This is a genomic window from Mesorhizobium sp. M0618 (assembly GCF_040320765.1).
GTDB lineage: Bacteria > Pseudomonadota > Alphaproteobacteria > Rhizobiales > Rhizobiaceae > Mesorhizobium.
On record NZ_JAMYQH010000001.1, the window covers coordinates 262000 to 280507 of the forward strand.

Annotated in this window: 17 protein-coding genes; 9 read left to right on the plus strand and 8 right to left on the minus strand. The window is 64.2% G+C overall.

All coding sequences use genetic code 11. The annotated features are described in order from the left end of the window. Positions 1-226 precede the first annotated feature (226 nt). The 6 genes from NKJ04_RS01280 to NKJ04_RS01305 are packed head-to-tail and all read left to right on the plus strand — an operon-like array spanning position 227 to position 7375. Positions 227-1087: an FAD binding domain-containing protein gene (locus NKJ04_RS01280; RefSeq protein ID WP_352672984.1), complete on the plus strand. Its 861-nt coding sequence runs from the start codon at positions 227-229 to the stop codon at positions 1085-1087. Then, entirely contained in the window at positions 1084-3918 is a 2835-nt protein-coding gene (locus tag NKJ04_RS01285) for a molybdopterin-dependent oxidoreductase (RefSeq protein WP_352672986.1), read from the plus strand. The genes NKJ04_RS01280 and NKJ04_RS01285 overlap by 4 nt, the downstream gene beginning before the upstream one ends. Continuing rightward, complete coding sequence (locus tag NKJ04_RS01290; protein WP_352440582.1) at positions 3915-5456, plus strand: 6-hydroxynicotinate reductase; 1542 nt, start codon at positions 3915-3917, stop codon at positions 5454-5456. The genes NKJ04_RS01285 and NKJ04_RS01290 overlap by 4 nt, the downstream gene beginning before the upstream one ends. Continuing rightward, positions 5456-6340, plus strand: a complete 885-nt coding sequence (locus tag NKJ04_RS01295) for a UPF0280 family protein (protein WP_352672989.1) — start codon at positions 5456-5458, stop codon at positions 6338-6340. The genes NKJ04_RS01290 and NKJ04_RS01295 overlap by 1 nt, the downstream gene beginning before the upstream one ends. Beyond that, a complete protein-coding gene (locus NKJ04_RS01300; protein WP_352672992.1) occupies positions 6333-6917 on the plus strand; it encodes an amino acid synthesis family protein in 585 nt (194 codons plus the stop codon). The genes NKJ04_RS01295 and NKJ04_RS01300 overlap by 8 nt, the downstream gene beginning before the upstream one ends. Beyond that, complete coding sequence (locus NKJ04_RS01305; protein ID WP_023810741.1) at positions 6914-7375, plus strand: MarR family winged helix-turn-helix transcriptional regulator; 462 nt, start codon at positions 6914-6916, stop codon at positions 7373-7375. Before NKJ04_RS01300 ends, NKJ04_RS01305 begins: the two co-directional genes overlap by 4 nt. A gap of 40 nt (positions 7376-7415) precedes the next feature. Here the strand turns inward: NKJ04_RS01305 and NKJ04_RS01310 are convergent, their stop codons facing one another. From NKJ04_RS01310 to NKJ04_RS01320, 3 genes are read right to left on the minus strand one after another with little or no spacing between them, the layout of a single operon-like run. Beyond that, positions 7416-8384, minus strand: coding sequence for a substrate-binding domain-containing protein (locus NKJ04_RS01310; protein ID WP_352672994.1), 969 nt, complete (start codon positions 8382-8384; stop codon positions 7416-7418). Beyond that, positions 8381-9697, minus strand: coding sequence for an ABC transporter permease (locus tag NKJ04_RS01315; RefSeq protein ID WP_352672997.1), 1317 nt, complete (start codon positions 9695-9697; stop codon positions 8381-8383). Before NKJ04_RS01315 ends, NKJ04_RS01310 begins: the two co-directional genes overlap by 4 nt. Further along, the gene (locus NKJ04_RS01320; protein ID WP_352673000.1) at positions 9694-11277 is read right to left on the minus strand and encodes a sugar ABC transporter ATP-binding protein; all 1584 of its coding nucleotides are present in this window, start codon (positions 11275-11277) and stop codon (positions 9694-9696) included. The genes NKJ04_RS01315 and NKJ04_RS01320 overlap by 4 nt, the downstream gene beginning before the upstream one ends. 221 nt (positions 11278-11498) lie before the next feature. On the opposite strand from NKJ04_RS01320, the gene NKJ04_RS01325 reads away from it, so the two are divergent. Continuing rightward, complete coding sequence (locus NKJ04_RS01325) at positions 11499-12518, plus strand: LacI family DNA-binding transcriptional regulator (RefSeq protein ID WP_352673003.1); 1020 nt, start codon at positions 11499-11501, stop codon at positions 12516-12518. 33 nt (positions 12519-12551) lie between these two features. On the opposite strand, the gene NKJ04_RS01330 is transcribed toward NKJ04_RS01325, so the two are convergent. From NKJ04_RS01330 to NKJ04_RS01340, 3 genes are all read right to left on the minus strand, one after another. Beyond that, positions 12552-13553, minus strand: a complete 1002-nt coding sequence (locus NKJ04_RS01330; RefSeq protein WP_023810748.1) for an LLM class flavin-dependent oxidoreductase — start codon at positions 13551-13553, stop codon at positions 12552-12554. Between the two features lie 68 nt (positions 13554-13621). Further along, on the minus strand, positions 13622-14791 hold the full coding sequence (locus tag NKJ04_RS01335) for an AI-2E family transporter (RefSeq protein ID WP_023810749.1): 1170 nt from the start codon (positions 14789-14791) through the stop codon (positions 13622-13624). A 117-nt stretch (positions 14792-14908) separates the two neighbouring features. Then, a complete protein-coding gene (locus tag NKJ04_RS01340) occupies positions 14909-15970 on the minus strand; it encodes an LLM class flavin-dependent oxidoreductase (RefSeq protein ID WP_023810750.1) in 1062 nt (353 codons plus the stop codon). A gap of 301 nt (positions 15971-16271) precedes the next feature. Between NKJ04_RS01340 and NKJ04_RS01345 the strand changes: the two genes are divergently transcribed. Next, positions 16272-16700 (plus strand): DUF6481 family protein, encoded by a 429-nt coding sequence (locus NKJ04_RS01345; protein WP_023761392.1) that lies wholly within the window; start codon positions 16272-16274, stop codon positions 16698-16700. A 139-nt stretch (positions 16701-16839) separates the two neighbouring features. Here the strand turns inward: NKJ04_RS01345 and sugE are convergent, their stop codons facing one another. Beyond that, positions 16840-17154, minus strand: coding sequence for a quaternary ammonium compound efflux SMR transporter SugE (sugE, locus tag NKJ04_RS01350; RefSeq protein WP_013528463.1), 315 nt, complete (start codon positions 17152-17154; stop codon positions 16840-16842). Between the two features lie 207 nt (positions 17155-17361). Next, positions 17362-17487: a hypothetical protein gene (locus NKJ04_RS01355; RefSeq protein ID WP_013528464.1), complete on the minus strand. Its 126-nt coding sequence runs from the start codon at positions 17485-17487 to the stop codon at positions 17362-17364. Between the two features lie 211 nt (positions 17488-17698). On the opposite strand from NKJ04_RS01355, the gene NKJ04_RS01360 reads away from it, so the two are divergent. Next, entirely contained in the window at positions 17699-18508 is an 810-nt protein-coding gene (locus tag NKJ04_RS01360; RefSeq protein ID WP_023810752.1) for a transglutaminase-like domain-containing protein, read from the plus strand.

Here is an 18508-nt window from a genome sequence, read left to right on the forward strand (position 1 = left end):
TGCAGGCTCCAGTGGAAAATGCCGCTGACGCGACCGGAGGCAGAAACTTGACCAGATGGCCGGCTGCGTCAACCTCTCGGGACATAACAAATGCGTGCCGGTCAAGCGGCTGCAAACTCGGGCTTTGACAAATCCTGCGAGCTTGATATCATTTGCATACGAATGAGTTTCTCGGCTTGAACGCCGGAAATATCGGATTCGGAAATTCCTTTCTGGAAGGCAAAGCGTGATCCGTTACGCGAAACCCACCTCGGTCGACGAAGCGCTCGCTTTGCTTGGCGAGGGCGCCTGGCGCATCCTTGCCGGCGGCACCGATTTCTATCCGGCACAAGGCAGCAAACCGTTCCGCGACAATGTTCTCGACATTAACGGCCTGGGTTCGCTGCGCGGCATTGCCGAGACGAGCGATCATTTCGTCATCGGCGCGCGCACGACCTGGACCGATATCGCCCGCCATCCCTTGCGGCCGGCCTTCGACGCCCTGAAGCAGGCGGCGCGGGAGGTCGGCTCGGCGCAGATCCAGAACGTCGCCTCGGTGGCGGGCAATCTCTGCAACGCCTCGCCTGCCGCCGACGGCGTGCCGGCCCTGCTGGTCCTCGACGCCGAGGTCGAGCTGCGCTCAGTTGCCGCGACGCGGCACCTGCCGCTGCAGGACTTCATTCTCGGCAACCGCCGAACGGCTCTGCTGCCCGGTGAGATGGTCACGGCCATCCGCGTGCCGAGACCCGCTGCTACGGGCATGTCGGCTTTCGTCAAGCTCGGCGCGCGCCGTTATCTCGTCATTTCCATTGCCATGGTGGCGGCACGTCTGGTCGTCGAAAACGGCCTTGTCCGGCAAGCGGCGGTCGCCGCCGGCTCCTGTTCGGTGGTGGCCAGACGGCTGGCCGGTGTCGAGGCCGCGCTGCGCGGGCTGCCGGTGGATGGCGGACTTGCCTATGCGGTCCTGGCCGCGCCGATGGCGGAACTGTCGCCCATCGCCGACGTGCGCGGCAGCGCCGAGTACCGGCTCGATGCGGTGCGCGAGATTGTTGCCCGCGCCGTGCTCGCGGCTGTGGGGCGTACGACTGGCGAAGAGGTGGCGGCATGAGCCAAATTCAGCCTGACGCGCGTGAAGCCCTGCCCGATCCGAGCAGTGCCCAGCCAGGCTTCGGCGCTGCGCGCGCCGATATCGCCTTCGAGGTCAACGGCGCCGCCGTCTCGGTCAATGTGCCGCCGCTGCGCCGCCTGTCCCTGGTGTTGCGCGATGAATTGCTGTTGACCGGCACCAAGGTCGGCTGCGACGCCGGCGATTGCGGCGCCTGTACGGTGCTGGTCGACGGCGATCCGGTCTGCGCCTGCCTGATGTCGGCGGCTTCCGCTGCCGGCGCATCGGTGACGACAGTCGAAGGGCTTGCCAATGGCCGATTGTCGGCGTTGCAGGCCTCTTTCCTCGCCTATGGCGCCGCGCAGTGCGGGATTTGCACGCCTGCCCTGTTGGTTGCGGCGACGGCTCTGCTGGAGAAGAAGGCGAGCCCGACCGAAGTCGAGGTGCAGGACGCGCTCGGCGGAATTCTGTGCCGCTGCACCGGCTACCGGAAGATTATTGCCGCGGTGATGGATGCCTCCGTGCAGGCAGCAAGCCTGGATTTCCGCTTGCCCCCATCCGGCCACGCGATCGGCTCCTCGCCGATCCGACTCGACGGCGTGCCGAAGGTCACCGGGGCTGAGAAATTCGGCGGCGATTCCTTCCCCGCCGATGCGCTGGCCGTGCTGGTGGTCCGCTCGCCGCATTATCACGCCAGCTTCGCCTTCGGCGATCTGGACGGCTGGGCGAACGCGCATCCCGGCATTGCCGGTGTCTTCACCGCCGCCGACATTCCGGGAAAAAACTGTTTCGGCGTCATCGGCCCGTTCGCCGACCAGCCGGCGCTGGCAGAAGGGTTTGCCCGCCTTCGCGGTGAGGCTGTGGCGCTGATCGCCGGCGAGCGCGAGGCGATACTCGATATCGACCTCTCGGACTTTCCGATCCGCTGGACCGAATTACCGCATGTTCTCCAATCCTGCGAAGCGCGCGCCGATGGTGCCAAGCTCATTCATGAGAACAGGCCGGCGAACCTGCTCACCTCCGGCCTGGTCGAGCGAGGCGACCCCGAGACGGCGCTTGCCGGCGCTGCGTTCACCGTGTCCGGCGCCATCGACACCTCCTATGTCGAGCACGCCTATATCGAACCGGAAGCCGGCTATGCCTATCTGGACGGCGACACGCTGGTGGTCGTCGCCTGCACCCAGGCGCCCTACATGGACCGCGACGAGACGGCGAAGGTGCTTGGCCTTGCCGTCGACAAGGTGCGCATCGTGCCGACCGCGACCGGCGGCGGTTTCGGTTCCAAACTCGACGTTTCGTTGCAGCCGCTGATCGGCCTGGTGGCGCTGAAGACGGGGCGGCCGGCGGCACTCGCCTACACCCGCAACGAATCGATGATGTCGACCACCAAGCGCCATCCGGCCGAGATGAAAGCGACCATCGGCGCCGATGCCGACGGCCTTGTCACCGGCATGATCTTCGAAGGTGACTTCAACACCGGCGCCTATGCAAGCTGGGGCCCTACCGTGGCCAACCGCGTGCCGGTGCACGCCTCCGGACCCTACGCGACGCCGAATTACCGCGCCGAAGGCCGCGCCATTCACACGCATGGGCCAATTTCCGGTGCCTTCCGCGGCTTCGGCGTGCCGCAGGCGACGATCATGCAGGAGACGCTCTATGACGAGCTGGCCGGCAAGCTCGGCATGGACCGGCTCGACTTCCGCTTAAGGAACTGCCTTCGGAACGGTTCCGAAACGGTTACCGGGCAGCTTCTGGAGTCCGGCGTCGGCATTGCCGAATGCCTCGAATCGCTGCAGCCGCATTGGGTGCGCGCGACGGCTGATGCGGATGCATTCAACAGTGCCAACAGGGATAGAAAGCGCGGCGTTGGCGTCGCGTCCTGCTGGTATGGCTGCGGCAACACCTCGCTGCCCAACCCGTCGACAATCCGGGTCGGCATCGCGGCCGACGGCGCGGTCATCCTGCACCAGGGCGCCGTCGATATCGGCCAGGGTTCCAACACCGTCATCACCCAGATCTGCGCCGACGCTCTCGGCCTGCCGTTGGAGAAATTCCAACTGAAGAGCGCCGACACAGCCATCACTCCCGACGCCGGCAAGACCTCGGCCTCGCGCCAGACTTTCGTCACCGGCAAGGCAGCCGAAAAGGCCGGCCGCGCCTTGCGCGAAAAGATCCTGCGATTTGCCAATGTTTCCGAAAACGCAGCCCTGCAACTCGACGGCCCCGCGATCGTCATCCGCGAAGGCGAAGCCACGCGCCGCATCGATCTCGCGACATTGGATGTGGATACCGAAGGCTTCGTCTTCCGTGCTGAGGAGACCTACGATCCGCCGACACTGCCGCTCGATGCCAAAGGACAGGGCAAGCCCTATGCCGTTTACGGCTATGGCGCGCAGATCGCCGAACTGGAGGTCGACCTCAAGCTCGGCACGGTGAAGCTGCTGAAAATCACCGCCGCGCACGATGTCGGCAAGGCGATCAACCCGCTGCTGGCCGAGGGCCAGATCGAAGGCGGTATCGCGCAAGGCATCGGCATGGCGCTGATGGAAGAGTACATCCCCGGCCGCACCGAGAATCTGCACGACTATCTCATCCCGACCATTGGCGACGTGCCGCCGATCGAGACCATTCTCATTGAAGTTCCGGACCCGGAAGGACCTTTCGGTGCCAAGGGTTTGGGCGAGCATGTGCTGATCCCGACGGCACCGGCAATCCTCAATGCCATCCGCCACGCCACCGGCGTCCTGGTCACCAAGATACCGGCGACGCCGACGCGTATCCGCGCTGGCATCCGCGAAAAAGATGGCATCCGCGAAAAGGAGGCACGCCGATGAGCGAGCTTGCCGAACGCTTCGAAACCCATGATCCCGGCGAGAAGCTGGTGGCGGAGAAGATCCGCTGCGATGCCTGTCCGGTGATGTGCTACATCGCGGATGGGCGCACGGGCGCCTGCGACCGCTACGGCAATGTCGGCGGCAGGATCGTGCGGATGGACCCGCTGACGATCCTCGACCATGCGGCCGAGACCGGCGCGGCAATCGTGCCGTTCATTGCCGAAGGCGAGGCCTGGGACGGCGAACTGGTCAACACCGGCCGCCGCTTCGTCACGGCAATCGGCGCCGGCACCACCTATCCCGACTACAAGCCGGCCCCGTTCATCGTCAGCCAGGAAGTCGAAGGCGTCGATCTCGTGACCGTGGTCACCGAAGGCATTTTTTCGTATTGCGGCGTCAAGGTGAAGATCGACACCGACCGTCATATCGGACCCGAAACGGCTGTCGTGCGATCGCAAGGCGAAGCGATCGGCCATGTCACGACGGGAGAATATGGCTCGCAGATGCTGTCGCTGGGCGGTGTGCATCACCTGACCGGCGGCTCCAAGGCCGAGGGCCGCGCCACCTGCGACGCTCTGCTCAATCTGTGCAACCGCAAGCCGGTGGAACTGGCCATCGACGGCGGCGCCACCATAACAGTCGAAGCCGGCAAGGCGCCTGTCATCGACGGCAAGCAGGAACACCGCATGCGCGTCGGCTGCGGCTCGGCGACCATAGGCATGTTCGCCACGCAATGGCGCGGCCTGGTCGACGAGGTGGTGGTGGTCGACGACCACATCACCGGCGTCGTTTCCGAGCACCAGGCTGGCAAGGTTCTGGGCTGGCAGGATACGGGCATCAAGATCATTGGTCGCCGTTCGACGCCGGGCCGCTATTTCAAGGTCTCCGAACCCGGTCTCGGCTGGGGCGGCACCAGCATTTCCGACCCACTGTCGATCCTCGGCGAGTGGAACGCCAAGAAAGGCGCGCGGCCGGGTCTGTCGCTGCTGATGGTGTCGACCACCGGCGAGCAGTTCGCCTATTACGAGCTCGATGACGAGCTGAAACCGGTGCAAAAACCTTTCCCCGAACGGCTGCAAAAGTCGGTCGGCCTGATCGAGGACAATTGCGAGCCGGCTTTGTGCACGGTGCTGTTCATCGGCGGTGCCGGCGGTTCGCTGCGGGCCGGCGTCACCGAAAACCCGGTCAATCTCACCCGCTCGGTTCAGGGCCTGAAGACCTATGTGACGGTCGGCGGCGCGCCGGTCTATGTTTGGCCGGGCGGCGGCATCACGCTGATGGTCGATGTCACACGAGTGCCGGAAGGCGCCTTCGGCTATGTGCCGACGCCGGCGCTGGTGGCCCCGATCGAGTTCACGCTGCGCCGCGACGACTATGTCAGGCTCGGCGGCTACGAGGCCGAGATACGCAGCGTCGAGGACATTGTCGCAAAAGGCGGTGAGTACCTGAATCCGCGCCGCGGCACCGGCGCCGAAGCCAACAATCCATGGCCGCCACTCGCGCAGCTACGTCGTGCCGGCCCGAACGGGGCCGGGTGATGCAAGGTCCGCAAGCCCATTGGCTGCAGGACGGCAGGCGGCTGCATCTCAACCACGGGCCGATCGACCTGATCGTCGAGGTTTTTGGTGAGGCGGATGAATGCCGCCGAGCCTATGAACAAGCCGTAGCGCGGTTCCAGACGATCCTGATGGAGCTGGTCGAGGAACTCCCCGAATTGCGGCTGCCGGCGTTTTTCCTGGCGCCGCGCACATTCGCCGGCCCGACGGCGCGCCGCATGGAGGCAGCCGTCATGCCCCTGGCGGAATGCTTCATAACACCGATGGCCGCCGTCGCGGGATCGGTAGCCGACGAAATGCTCGCCGCATTGCTTGAGGGTCGCAAGCTCGATCGCGCCTATGTCAACAACGGTGGCGACTGCGCAATCCATATCGGCAGGGGACAGTCGATGGGATTGGCGGTCGCCGGCACCGGCAACGGCATGGCCGACCGGATCACGATCCGCGCGGAAGATGGCGTTCGTGGCGTTGCCACCAGCGGCTGGCGCGGCCGCTCCTTCTCGCTTGGCATTGCCGACGCCGTCACCGTGCTCGCGCGGACCGGCGCCGAGGCCGATGCGGCGGCGACCCTCATTGCCAACGCAGTGGACCTGCCTGGCAATCCCGCCATCAGACGCATTTCCGCACATGAACTGTCGCCCGACAGCGATCTTGGCTCGCTGCTGGTGACCCAACACGTCGGCACGCTTGCACCTGGCGAAGTGGCGCAGGCGCTGGACAATGGCCTTGCCGTCGCCGAAGATTTTCGCCGGCGCGGCCTCATTGCCGGATCGGCGTTGTTTCTTGGCGGTGAGGCCCGCATCAGTGGCTCGGTTGCGCTTGCCGCGCCCAACAAAAGTTCGAGGGAGGAGGTTGCCCATGCCTGAGTTTCCGATCCGCAAGATCGCGGTGCTGACCGAAGAGATTTTTCACGAGGGCGGGCCGGTGGCCAGGGTGCCGCGCCGCCGCGCCGCCGCTCTTGCCGTGGTGAAGAACCCGTTCGCCGGGCGCTATGTCGAGGACTTGCAGAGCGCCATGGACGATCTGAAGCCGCTCGGCCTGCTGCTCGCCGACCGGCTGATCGCGGCGCTCGGCGGCGATGTCAAGCAGATCGACGGCTACGGCAAGGGCGCCATTGTCGGCACGGCGGGTGAGCTGGAACACGGCGCGCTGTGGCATGTGCCCGGCGGCTACGCCATGCGCGAGCGGCTCGGCGACGCCAAGGCGATGGTGCCCTCGGCCAAGAAGGTCGGCGCTTTCGGTTCGAAGCTCGACGTGCCGCTCGGCCACATCAACGCCGCCTATGTGCGCAGCCATTTCGACGCCATGGAAGTCGGCATCAGCGACGGGCCGCGCCCAGACGAAATCCTGTTCTGCCTCGCCATGACCTGTGGCCCGCGCATCCACAATCGCATGGGTGGTCTCGCGGCCGATGGCATCAAAGCCTGGGATGGCTTGCGGTGAGCGGCGAGGATAATCTGCTCAAGCTGGTCGAGGTCGAGGCGCCGGACGACCAGGATTACCTCCTGCAGGAGCAGGTCGGCTTCATCCTGCGCAAGGCGCATCAGCGCCATGTCGCGATCTTTGCCGCGCATATCGGCGACCTGACGCCGCCGCAATTCGCGGCGTTGGCCAAGCTGCGTGACGTCGGCGAGACCTCGCAGAACCAGCTCGGCACGCTGATCGCGATGGATGCGGCGACGGTGAAGGGCGTCATCGACCGGCTGAAGGCGCGCGGCCTTGTCGAGCTTTCCAGGCACGAGGTCGACAAAAGACGGCTTCTGGTCAATCTGACCGCGGCAGGCCGCGATGCGATCGAGCGCCTGATCCCGCTGGCGCGCGAGATCACCCAGGAGACGCTGGCGCCGCTCTCCGCCAAGGAGATCGCCACCTTCATGAAGCTGCTGGTGAAGCTGGCTTAGACCGCCGGGCGCCAAAAAGGCACCCGGCAGGAAGCTTGGCTCAGAGGCCGTTGTCCTTCAGCACCTGGGCAGCGTTTTCCTTGGTGATCTTCTCGGTCGGCAGAGTGATGGTCTTTTCGACCTTCTCGCCGTTGAGGAACTTGATCGCCTGGCGCAGGCCTTCGGCGCCGGGAGTGACATAGGTGAAGGTCGCCGTCAGCTCGCCCTTGTTCACCATCTGCACGCCTTCATTGGGCAGGCCGTCGATGCCGATGAACTTGATGTCCTTCTCGCGGCCGACATCCTTGGCGGCGAGATAGGCGCCATAGGCCATCGGGTCGTTGTGGCCGTAAACGAGATCGATCTTCTCGTTGCTCTTCAGCGCGTTGGCCATCAGATTGTAGGCCTGGTCCTGCTTCCAGTCGCCCGATTGCTGGTCGAGCAGATATTTGATGCCCGGTTCCTTGTCGGTGAATTCATGGAAACCGTCATGGCGGTCATGCGCCGGCTGGGTGCCCATGCCGCCCCAGATCTCGACGACGTTGCCTGCAGCCTTGCCCTTGCCGCCAAGCAGTTCGACGGCATATTCGCCGGCCGCGCGACCGATCAGCGCGTTGTCGCCGCCGACGAACTGCGTGTAGTCCTTGGTGTCGACATTGCGGTCGAGCACGAAGACCGGGATCTTGGCGTCGATCGCCTGCTGCACGACGCCGGTCAGGCCGGCAGATTCCTTCGGTGACACCAACAGCGCATCGACCTCCTGGCGGATCAGGTTCTCGACATCGGCGACCTGCTTTTCGGTCTTGTCCTCGCCGTCGGTGATGATCAGTTCGACCTCGGGATGCTTGGCGGCTTCGGCCAGGATGTCCTTGTTGAACTGCGCGCGCCATGGCTCGATGGTCGTCACCTGCGAGAAGCCGATCTTCCACTTCTTGTCCTGGGCGAAGACATTGCCGGTGGTCAGAAGCGCGGTGGTGGTCAGCAGCGCCGCGGTCAGGGCGGCAAGCTTCAGCATGTCACGTCGTTTCATTTTTTGTTTCCTCCGAGATTGAGAGACGGTGTCTCTTGCGACGGCCGCTTTGCCGCGGCCGTTTCCTTGTGCGCCGATTGCCCGCCGGGCAGGCGCAGATAGGCCAGGAGATCACCGGCATTGCGCTCCTGCACGAGCACGGTGCCGATGATGATCATCCCCTTCAGCACCAGCTGAAGGTTCGAATTGATGTTGTGGAGCTGCAGGATGTTGGAGAGCAGGCCGAAGATCAGCACGCCGCAGAACGTGCCGACGAGGCTGCCGCGCCCGCCCATCAGACTGGTGCCGCCGATGACCACGGCGGCGATGGCATCGAGCTCCAGCCCGGCGCCGGCATCCGGCTTGCCTTGCCGGTACTGTGCGACATAGAGCACGGCGGCGATGCCGGCGAGCAGCCCGGAGACAGCATAGGTAGCGATCTTGACGCGGCCGGCGGCGATGCCGGAGAGGCGCGCCGCCTCCTCGTTGCCGCCGATGGCGTAGACATAGCGGCCGAACGGCGTGAAGCGCAGCACCGCGCCATAGATCAGGATGGCGCCGAGGAAGAACAGGCCCGGCATAGGGATGATGCCGAACACCAGCGAGCGCAGGATCTCGAAATCGGCGGTCGCGTTGGAGCCGGTATAGACCGGCAGCACCGCATTGTTCTGGCCGGCGGTCAGCCGTGCGATGCCGAGCGCCGTCACCATCATCGCCAGGGTGACGATGAAGGGCTGCAGGCGCCCGGCAACGATGATGAAGCCGTTGAGCGCGCCGCACAGCAGGCCGACGCATGGCGCCACCAGCAGCACGCCGAACACGCCGAATTTCGGATCGATCTGCGGCAGCAGGTACCAAAGCGACAGGCAGCACAGGACCACGCCGACGACGGCGGGCGTGACCACCCCACGAATCCCGTCCAGCCTGATCTCGCGGAGGAGATCGGCGCCGGCGCGGGATTTTGCCAGGTTCTGGAAAATGAAACGGGTGACGACGAAACCGAGGCAAAGCGCCACCAGCGCGACGGTCGGCACGCCCAGCACGACGCCCGGCGTCACGCCTGGAACCGTCAGCAGCATGGCGCAGACCACCGAGCAGATAGCCATCAGCGAGCCGACGGAGAGATCGATGCCGCCGGTGATGATGACAGCCGTCATGCCGGTGGCGATCAGGCCGGTGGTCGACACCTGGCGCAGCACATCGAGCAGATTGCCGTAGGAGAGGAAGATGTTGTTGCCCTTCGAGCTCATCGGCGAGCCGAGCACGCCGATCAGGAAGATGGCGATCAGGCCCCAATAGAGCTTGGTTCGGGACAGGAGTTTCAGGGCAGTCATGCGGCTGGTCTCGATATGGTCCGACGCGGGGCGGCGAGGCGCATGATGGCCTCCTCACTGGCCGCGTCGCGGGAAAGAATGCCTGTCTGGCGGCCATCGGCCATCACCAGGATGCGGTCGGAGAGGTGCAGCAGCTCCGGCAGTTCGGAGCTGATGACGGCGATGGCGAGGCCGTCGCGCGCCAGCCTGAAGATCAGGTCGTAGATCTCGCGCTTGGCGCCGACATCGATGCCGCGCGTCGGCTCGTCGAGCAGCAGCACCCTTGGCCTGGTTGCCAGCCACTTGCCGATGACGACCTTCTGCTGGTTGCCGCCCGACAACGTACCGGCGGGCTGATCGATGTCCCGGCAGCGGATGCCGAGGGCCTCGACCGCCTGCCGCGCCAGCCCCTGCTCGCCGGCCAGCGAGCGGATGCCGAAGCGGGCCAGCGAGCCGACCAGCGGCAGCGCGACATTGTCCGCGATCGAAGCCTGCAGATGCAACCCTTGCGTCTTGCGATCCTCGGTCACCAGCGCGATGCCCAGCCGCCTTGCATCGCGCGGCGAACGGATATCCATGCGCTGGCCGTCGATACGGATTTCGCCGCCGGTGCGGCCATCGCTCGAACCGAAGATCGCTTCCAGGATCTCGGTGCGGCCCGAACCCAGCAGCCCGCCAATGCCAAGGATTTCTCCAGCGGCAAGATCGAAGCCGACGCCGTCGATCACGGTGCGCCAGCCATGCGCATCGGGCTTCGACAGCGACAGGTTTTCGACCGAAAGCACGGTCATGCCAGTGGTGTTGCGCTCTTCCTGGGAGGAAGCAAGCAGGTTGCGGCCGACCATCGCCGAAATGATCGCATCTTCGTCGAGCCTGGCCATCGGCTCGGTCAGCACATGGCGTCCGTCGCGAAACACGGTGACGCGGCCGGCCAGATGCATGACCTCGTCGATGCGGTGCGAGATGTAGACGATGGCGACTCCGCTGTCGGCAAGCTGGCGGATGATGCGGAACAGCCGCTGGCATTCGGCCGGCGACAGCGCCGAGGTCGGCTCGTCCATGATCAGGATGCGCGCCGACATCGACAGCGCCTTGGCGATCTCGACCAGTTGCTGCTCGCCGACACGCAAGGCGCCGACGCGGGCTTGCGGATCGAGTTCGATGCCGAGCCGCTGCAACAAAGCACCCGCCGCGCGGCTGCTTGCCTTGCGGTCGACGATCAGCCCGGCGATCAGCTTCTCGCGGCCGAGGAAAATGTTGTCGGCGACGCTGAGCTCGGGCACCAGGTTGAGCTCCTGATGAATGATGGCGATGCCGGCATCCTCGGCGTCGCGCACTCCGGCGAAGCTGACGGGGCGGCCATCGACGCTGACCGTGCCTTCATAGCCGGTATAGACGCCGGAGAGGATTTTCATCAGCGTCGACTTGCCGGCGCCGTTCTCGCCCATCAAGGCATGAACCTCGCCGCGCCGCAGCTCAAAGCCGACATCGACAAGCGCGGCGATGCCGCCGAAGCTCTTGGAAATGCGCTCGGCACTCAGAACGGTGTCCGACCGATCAGTCGCATCGTGCTGCGGGGAAAGGGAATTGCTCTCTTGCATGACAATGGCGGCCTCCCTTCCGTCGTCGTCAATTTCCCGCAAACGCTAATCTAAACGTTTCGATCATGTCAAGCCGATATAAGGTGCCGGGCGTTTGATGCAATTCGATTCTTGCTTAAAAGGACAGGATTCCGTACGTATTGGCCAGCAAGGGGTGGCGAAACGTTTCGAAAATGACAGCGTCAGGGCAAAAAAGACACCGCAAATCCACCGCGCCCACCATGCTCCATGTGGCTGAAGCGGCGCGGGTTTCTGTCGCCACCGTTTCGGCGCTGATCAATGGCACGGCGACGGTCAGCCCGGAACTTAGCCAGCGCATCGAGCAGGCGATCCGCGATATCGGCTACAAGCGCAACGCGATCGCCCGCAGCCTGAAGATGGGCACGACCCGCACCATCGGACTGACCGTGCCGCACATCACCAACCCGTTCTTCACCGATGTCGTCTCGGTCATCCAGCAGGCCTTCGACCGGGCCGGCTATGCCGTCATGCTGTGCTGCACGGACGAGGATTTGAACACCCAGGACGACCAGATCAGGCTGCTGCTCGACCGCATGGTCGACGGGCTGATCGTGGCGCGCGTCGGCGACGGCGCGATCCTCAAGCGGATCGTCGACGACGCCAACGTGCCGGTCGTGCTGCTCGATCGTATCTGCAAAGGCGTCGACACCGATGCCGTGGTGCTGGACAACCAGCGCGCGGTGTTCGACGCCATCACCTATCTGATCAATCTCGGCCACCGGCGCATCGGTTACATCACCGGCACCTCGGACATCTCGCCGATGCATGACCGCATGGCAGGATATCGCGAGGCGCTTCACGCCGCCGGCCTGCCGATCGCCGAAGAACTGATCCGCTTCGGCAATTTCCATGAGATCGACGGCTATACCGAAACCATGCAGATGCTTTCCTCGCATGATCGGCCAAGTGCTATCTTCTCGGCCAACAACCCGATGGTGATCGGCACCATGAAGGCGATCCGCGACATCGGCCTGTCCTGCCCGGAAGACATTTCGGTCGCCTGCTTCGACGACTTTCCATGGTCCGACGTGTTCCAGCCGCAGTTGACCACGGTGGCCCAGCCGGTGCAGGCGATCGGAGAACAGGCGGCCAATCTGCTTCTCGACCGTCTCGCCGGCAACAGGGACGCGCCGCCGCGCAAGCTTTTGCTCAAGGGTAGGCTGATGATCCGCAATTCATGCCGCCCGCTCGGGGCGATGGCGCAGAGCGTAAGCGCGTAGTCTTTCGCCAGCGTATATTCGTACCAGGAGTTGTCAGGCCGCCTGCGACAGGGATTTGTGCGCCTCGGCCAGGATCTCGAACGATCGCACCCGCGCCGCATGATCAAAAATCTGCGCGGTGACCATCAGTTCGTCGGCGCCGGTGCGGCGCACGAAGGCATCGATGCCTTGCCGCACCGTTTCCGGGGAGCCTACGACGGCGCAGGACAATGCCTGGCCGAGCATTGTCTTTGCCATGGGATCGAGATCGCGGTCATAGTTCTCGACAGGTGGCGGCAGCCGGCCGGCCCGACCGGTGCGCAGATTGACGAAAGCCTGTTGCAGCGAGGTGAACAACAAACGGGCCTCCGCATCGGTGGGCGCGGCGAAGACATTGAGGCCAAGCATGACATGCGGCTTGTCGAGCTGCTCGGACGGCTGGAAGCGCGAGCGGTAGACATCCAGCGCGTGATCCAGCTCCGCCGGCGCGAAATGCGAAGCGAAGGCGTAGGGCAGGCCGAGCATGGCGGCGAGCTGCGCGCCGTAGAGGCTGGAGCCAAGAATCCAGACCGGCACGTCCTGGCCTTCGCCGGGCACGGCGCGGATACGCTGGCCCTCCTCGGCCGGCTGGAAATAGCCCATCAGCTCGACGACATCCTGAGGGAAATTGTCGACCCCGGCCTCGAGATTGCGGCGCAAGGCACGGGCGGTGCCCATGTCGGTGCCGGGCGCCCGGCCGATGCCGAGATCGATGCGGCCCGGATGCAAGGCGGCCAGCGTGCCGAACTGCTCGGCAATCACCAGCGGCGAATGGTTGGGCAGCATGATACCGCCGGCGCCGACGCGAATGGTCTTGGTGCCGCCGGCGACATGGGCAATGACGACGGCTGTGGCCGCGCTGGCGATACCCGGCATGTTGTGATGCTCGGCCAGCCAGAAACGCTTGTAGCCCAGGCGCTCGGCATGGCGGGCAAGATCGAGCGAGTTGGCCAGCGACTGCGAGGCATCGCTGCCTTCGACGATCGGCGACAGGTCGAGAACGGAAAGAGCGGTCATGGGTGGGATCCTGTGTCAGGACCGCATGTAGGAAGCATCCGGCGGCGCCGCAAATTCAAAAATATTGATCAGCCTTTGACAGCTTCGGGGTCGGCGATGTCGTCCTCCTCGACGACAACCGCGTGCTGCGCGGAGAGAAAATTGCCGACATGGCTGAGCCCGTCGAAATGATCGCAGAATACCTTGATGACGACCAGCAGCGGCACCGCCATCAGGGCGCCGACGAAGCCCCACAGCCATGACCAGAAGGCGATGGCGATCAAGATCGCCACGGCGTTGATCTCCAGGCGCCGGCCGACCACCATCGGCGTCACGAACTGGCCTTCGACGATGTCGCACAAGATCACGAAGGCCGGCGCCAGAAGCGCGTAGAAGATGGTATCGAAGCTGATCAACGCCATGACCGTGACAAGCGCAATGGTGATCAGCGCTCCGACATAGGGCAAGAAGTTGAGCAACGCCGCGGCGGCTCCCCAGACCAGCGGATTGGGCATGCCAAGCGCCCACAGACCGAGAGCGATGACTGTGCCAAGGCCGGCATTGATGATGGTGACGGTGAGCAGATAGTGCGAGATTTCGCGCTCGACGTCATAGACGACGCGCAGCGCCCGTTTCTTTTCGCTGAGGCGGGCGAAGGACTGGATGATCTTTTCATAAAACATCGTGCCGGAGGCGAGCAGGAACAGCGACAGCACGAAGATGATGGTCAGGCCTGTTCCCGCCGACAGGATGTTGCTGGCGGCCGCCGACAGGATGCCGGACTGCGCCACCGCCACCCTCTGAATGCCCGGCTCCTGCGAAGTCTGGGTCAGCTGTTCGATCTGATGCGAAATCTGCATGATCTTCTCGAGCGGGCGGCGCAATTGTGCCAGCCGTTCGGCAAGTTGCTGGCCTATCGAAGAGGTGTTGTTGATGAGGTCGATGATCGGTCCGCTGAGCAGGTAGCCTACGCTGGCAAAGATGCAGATCGACACCAGCACCAGAAGGGTCGCCGAAATCACTTCGGAGATGCCGTGCCTGCGCAGGAGCCTAACGATCGGCGTCAGCGTCAGCGCCAGCAGGAAAGCCAGAATGACCGGCATGAAGAAAGCGCGAGCGAAGTAGAGTGCATAGATGGCCATGAACAGGAAAATGCCGACGAGCAGCGAACGCATCAGATGCGTGTCGGCGCGGGCCGCAACGCGCGAATCCGATTCGTCGGCGACGGCGTGAGCCAAGGCAGCGGGTTCGGTTTTCATGCTCACCCTCGAGCCGGCGCCCTCGGCGATCGGCTATTGCCTGCATGAACGCAGAGTTATGGGCGCAGGTTCCATGAGCCGGCTTCCGGAATGAGGCCGCTCGCACCGGACTCCGGGTCAGGCGACCGGCGCTGCCGGTGCCGGCTCAGCCTTGGCTGTTTCCTTGCGTACGATTGGCGCCACCCTGGTGCCGTAGAGTTCGATCGCCTTCATGATCTTGGCATGCGGCATGGTGCCGATCGCCATCTGCAGCAGGAAGCGGTCGTTTTTGAAGATCTTGTGCTGGGCGACGATCTTTTCGGCGACCTGCTCGGGGCCGCCGACGAACAAGGCCCCGTTCGGGCCGCGCGACTGGTCGAAATGCGCTTGGGATGTCGGACCCCAGCCGCGCTCGCGGCCGATGCGGTTCATCACCTCCGCCTGCGGGCCGTAAAAATCGTCGGCCGCCTGCTCGGTCGTCTCGGCGATGAAGCCGTGCACGTTGATGCTGGTGGCGAGGCCCGCCAGATCACTACCGGCGCGCTTGGCGGCTTCGCGGTAGAGATCGAACAGCGGCGCGAAACGCGCCGGCTCGCCGCCAATGATGGCGAGCGCCAGCGGCAGGCCGAGCGCGCCAGCGCGGGCGGCAGACTGCGGCGTGCCGCCAATGGCGATCCAGACCGGCAGCCTGTCCTGGAAGGGCCGGGGATAAACGCCGCGATCGTTGATCGGCGCGCGCAGATTGCCGGACCAGGTGACCTTCACGCTGTCGCGGATGGCAAGCAGCAGATCGAGCTTTTCGGCGAACAGCTCGTCATAGTCCTCGAGGTTGTAACCGAACAGCGGGAAGGATTCGATGAACGAGCCGCGTCCGGCCATGATCTCGGCGCGGCCTCCCGACAGAAGGTCGAGCGTGGCTAACTGCTGGAACACGCGCACCGGGTCATCGGAAGACAGAACGGTGACCGCGCTGGTCAGCTTGATGCGCTTCGAACGCTCGGCCGCCGCGGCCAAGGCCACGACCGGTGCGGAGGCGGCATAGTCGGGCCGGTGATGCTCGCCGAGGCCGAAGACGTCGAGGCCGACCTGGTCGGCCAGTTCGACCTCCTCGATCAGGTTGCGCAGCCGCTCATGCGGGCCGATTGCGCCGGGGCCCGGCTGCGGGCTGACGTCGGCGAAGGTGTAGAGACCGAGTTCCATCTAATGTCATCCTGATGTTGGAATTTGCCGCTAGACGTAGCCATCCGCCAACCTCGCTGCCAGAGGGGCGACAGTGAACAGTGCATGTCGTTTTCGACTCTATCTCTTCGTCGCAATTCCCAAGGGAAAGCGCTGCGCGCTTTTCCCGGGAAAACCGCTTCACACTTCTCCTGGAATTGCTCCAAAGGCGTCTCCCGGCTGCAACAGCCGACAATTTCATGGCTGCCATGCCGTTTTGGCGCTTGAACTCTCGGTTTTCGCGCGTATGTAAGCGTCGCGAATTGACTTCAGGGAAGTGGACTTGGCTATCTACAGGGAAAAAGACGTTTTCGAGCGGCGCAACGCCGCAAACGAGGCAAAGAAGGCGCTCCTCGAGCGCTTCAAGGCAAAGCCGGCGGCGGATGATCCCGCAGTGCTGGCGCGGCAGGCTGAACGCAAGGCTATCCTTGCGGCTCGCGAAATCCGCGAGGCCGAAAAGGCCCGGCTGAAGCAGGAGAAGCTGGCACGCGAAGCGGTCGAGAAGGCCGAGCGCGAGGCAGCAGCCGAAGCGGCACGTATCGCCGCCGAGGAAGCTGCACAGGCTGAGGCCAAGATTCGGGAATCCGAAGAGAACGAGCGCATCGCCCGTTTTCTGGCCGATGAAGCCGAGCGCAAGGCCAAGCGTGACGCGCGTTATGCGGCACGCAAGCAGCGCACCGGCAGGACGCCGCCGGGCTTCTCGGCCCGCTAGCCTCCAGGCTACGAAGCAATCGGCTTCGAGAATCAGGGTCGCCTCGCAGCGGCCCTGATTGTGTTTGTCCCATGCATGTCGCCCATAAGTGGTCCCGGTTTTGGGAGGACGACATGCATAAAACAAGAAGCGCTATCGGTCAGGCGGCGAACTTCAATCCCATGATGCCGCAGACAATGAGCGCAATGCAGGCCAGCCTGATCGCGGTGGCTGGTTCGCCGAGCAGCCAGATGCCGAGCAGTGCCGTACCGACGGTGCCGATGCCGGTCCACACCGCATAGGCGGTGCCGACGGGCAGCGCCTTCAGCGCCAGGCCGAGCAGAGTGAGGCTGACGACCATCGAGGCAACGGTCAGCACGGTCGGCACCAGCTTCGAGAAGCCATCGGTGTATTTGAGGCCGATTGCCCAGCCGATCTCGAACAGGCCGGCGAAAAAGAGAAGAATCCACGACATCGACAACGCTCCATCAGAGCATCGGGCCGAAAAGCGATTTTCGGCGTCCGACGATCAGTCAAACAATGGCGGGTCGTCCCGTCCGGATTTTGGGGAAGCGCGAGGTCGTCCCCGCCACGCCAAGATAGGAATTTCGAGCGCTCGATCAACAACGACCGGCAACAGCGCTGCCGGTCGCAATCCCATTTCGAAGCAAATCGGCCGGACTTACTTGTCCTTGAGCTTCATCGCCTTCACCGGCGGCGCCTTCAGGGCCGGAGCCGGGGCGGGCTTCTTGGCGTCCTTCTTCGGCTTGCGGGCTTCCTTGCCTGCCTTCATCGCACCTTTAGCCATGATTCGTTCCTCCTGATGTGGGAAGCGAAGTGAAACAAGAGAACCGCCGGACTGCAAGGGGTTAGCGACTGCTGCCGCCGTCAGCGGCTCGCTTTCAACCGGTTTCTAATTTGCTCGTAAACCATGGCGGTCCATGCCATGGTTGTCTTCGCACTGCAGCATCAACCCGTGCCTCCGCCCGGTGATCGTCAGGCAGGCCGTCAGGACGACAATGCGAATTCACATCGGCTGCGAGATGAGCTTCGACTTTCCGCAGGAAACGCCGCTCATCGCAATGCTGAATGTCCACTATTCGCGTGCCTCCGATCTCGAGCGGCCGGATTTCCTGATCTCCAACCCGCCGGTGCCGATCGAAAGCTATCGCGACAGTTTCGGCAACTGGTGCAACCGGTTCGTCGCGCCACCCGGGCGTTTCACCTTCGGCACCGACGCGGTGATCCGCGATCCCGGCACTTTCGAGATGGGCGACCTGATGGCCTGGCAGCACGAGGTGCGCGATCTGCCGGCGGACACGCTGCTGTTTCTGCTGCCCAGCCGTTTTTGCGAAAGCGACCTTCTGGCTGATGAAGCGTGGCGGCTGTTCGGCAACACGCCGCTGGGCATTCCGCGCGTGCAGGCGGTCTGCGACTTCGTCCACAATCACATCGTCTTCAACTACGGCAATGCTCGGCCGACACGCACCGCCGCGGAAGCCTATCGCGAACAGAGCGGCGTGTGCCGCGACTATGCGCATCTCGCGGTCACCTTCTGCCGGGCACTCAACATCCCGACGCGCTATTGCACCGGCTACATCAGCGACATCGGTATGCCGAAACCATGGGCGAGCATGGATTTCTGCGCCTGGATGGAAGTCTATCTCGGCGGCCGCTGGCATGTCTTCGACCCGCGCAACAATGCACCGCGCATCGGCCGCATCCTGATCGCCTCCGGCCGCGACGCCGCCGACGTTCCGTTGACCCATATATTCGGGCCGGGAACGCTTGCCGGCTTCAAGGTGTGGACCAGCGAGATCATCGAGTAG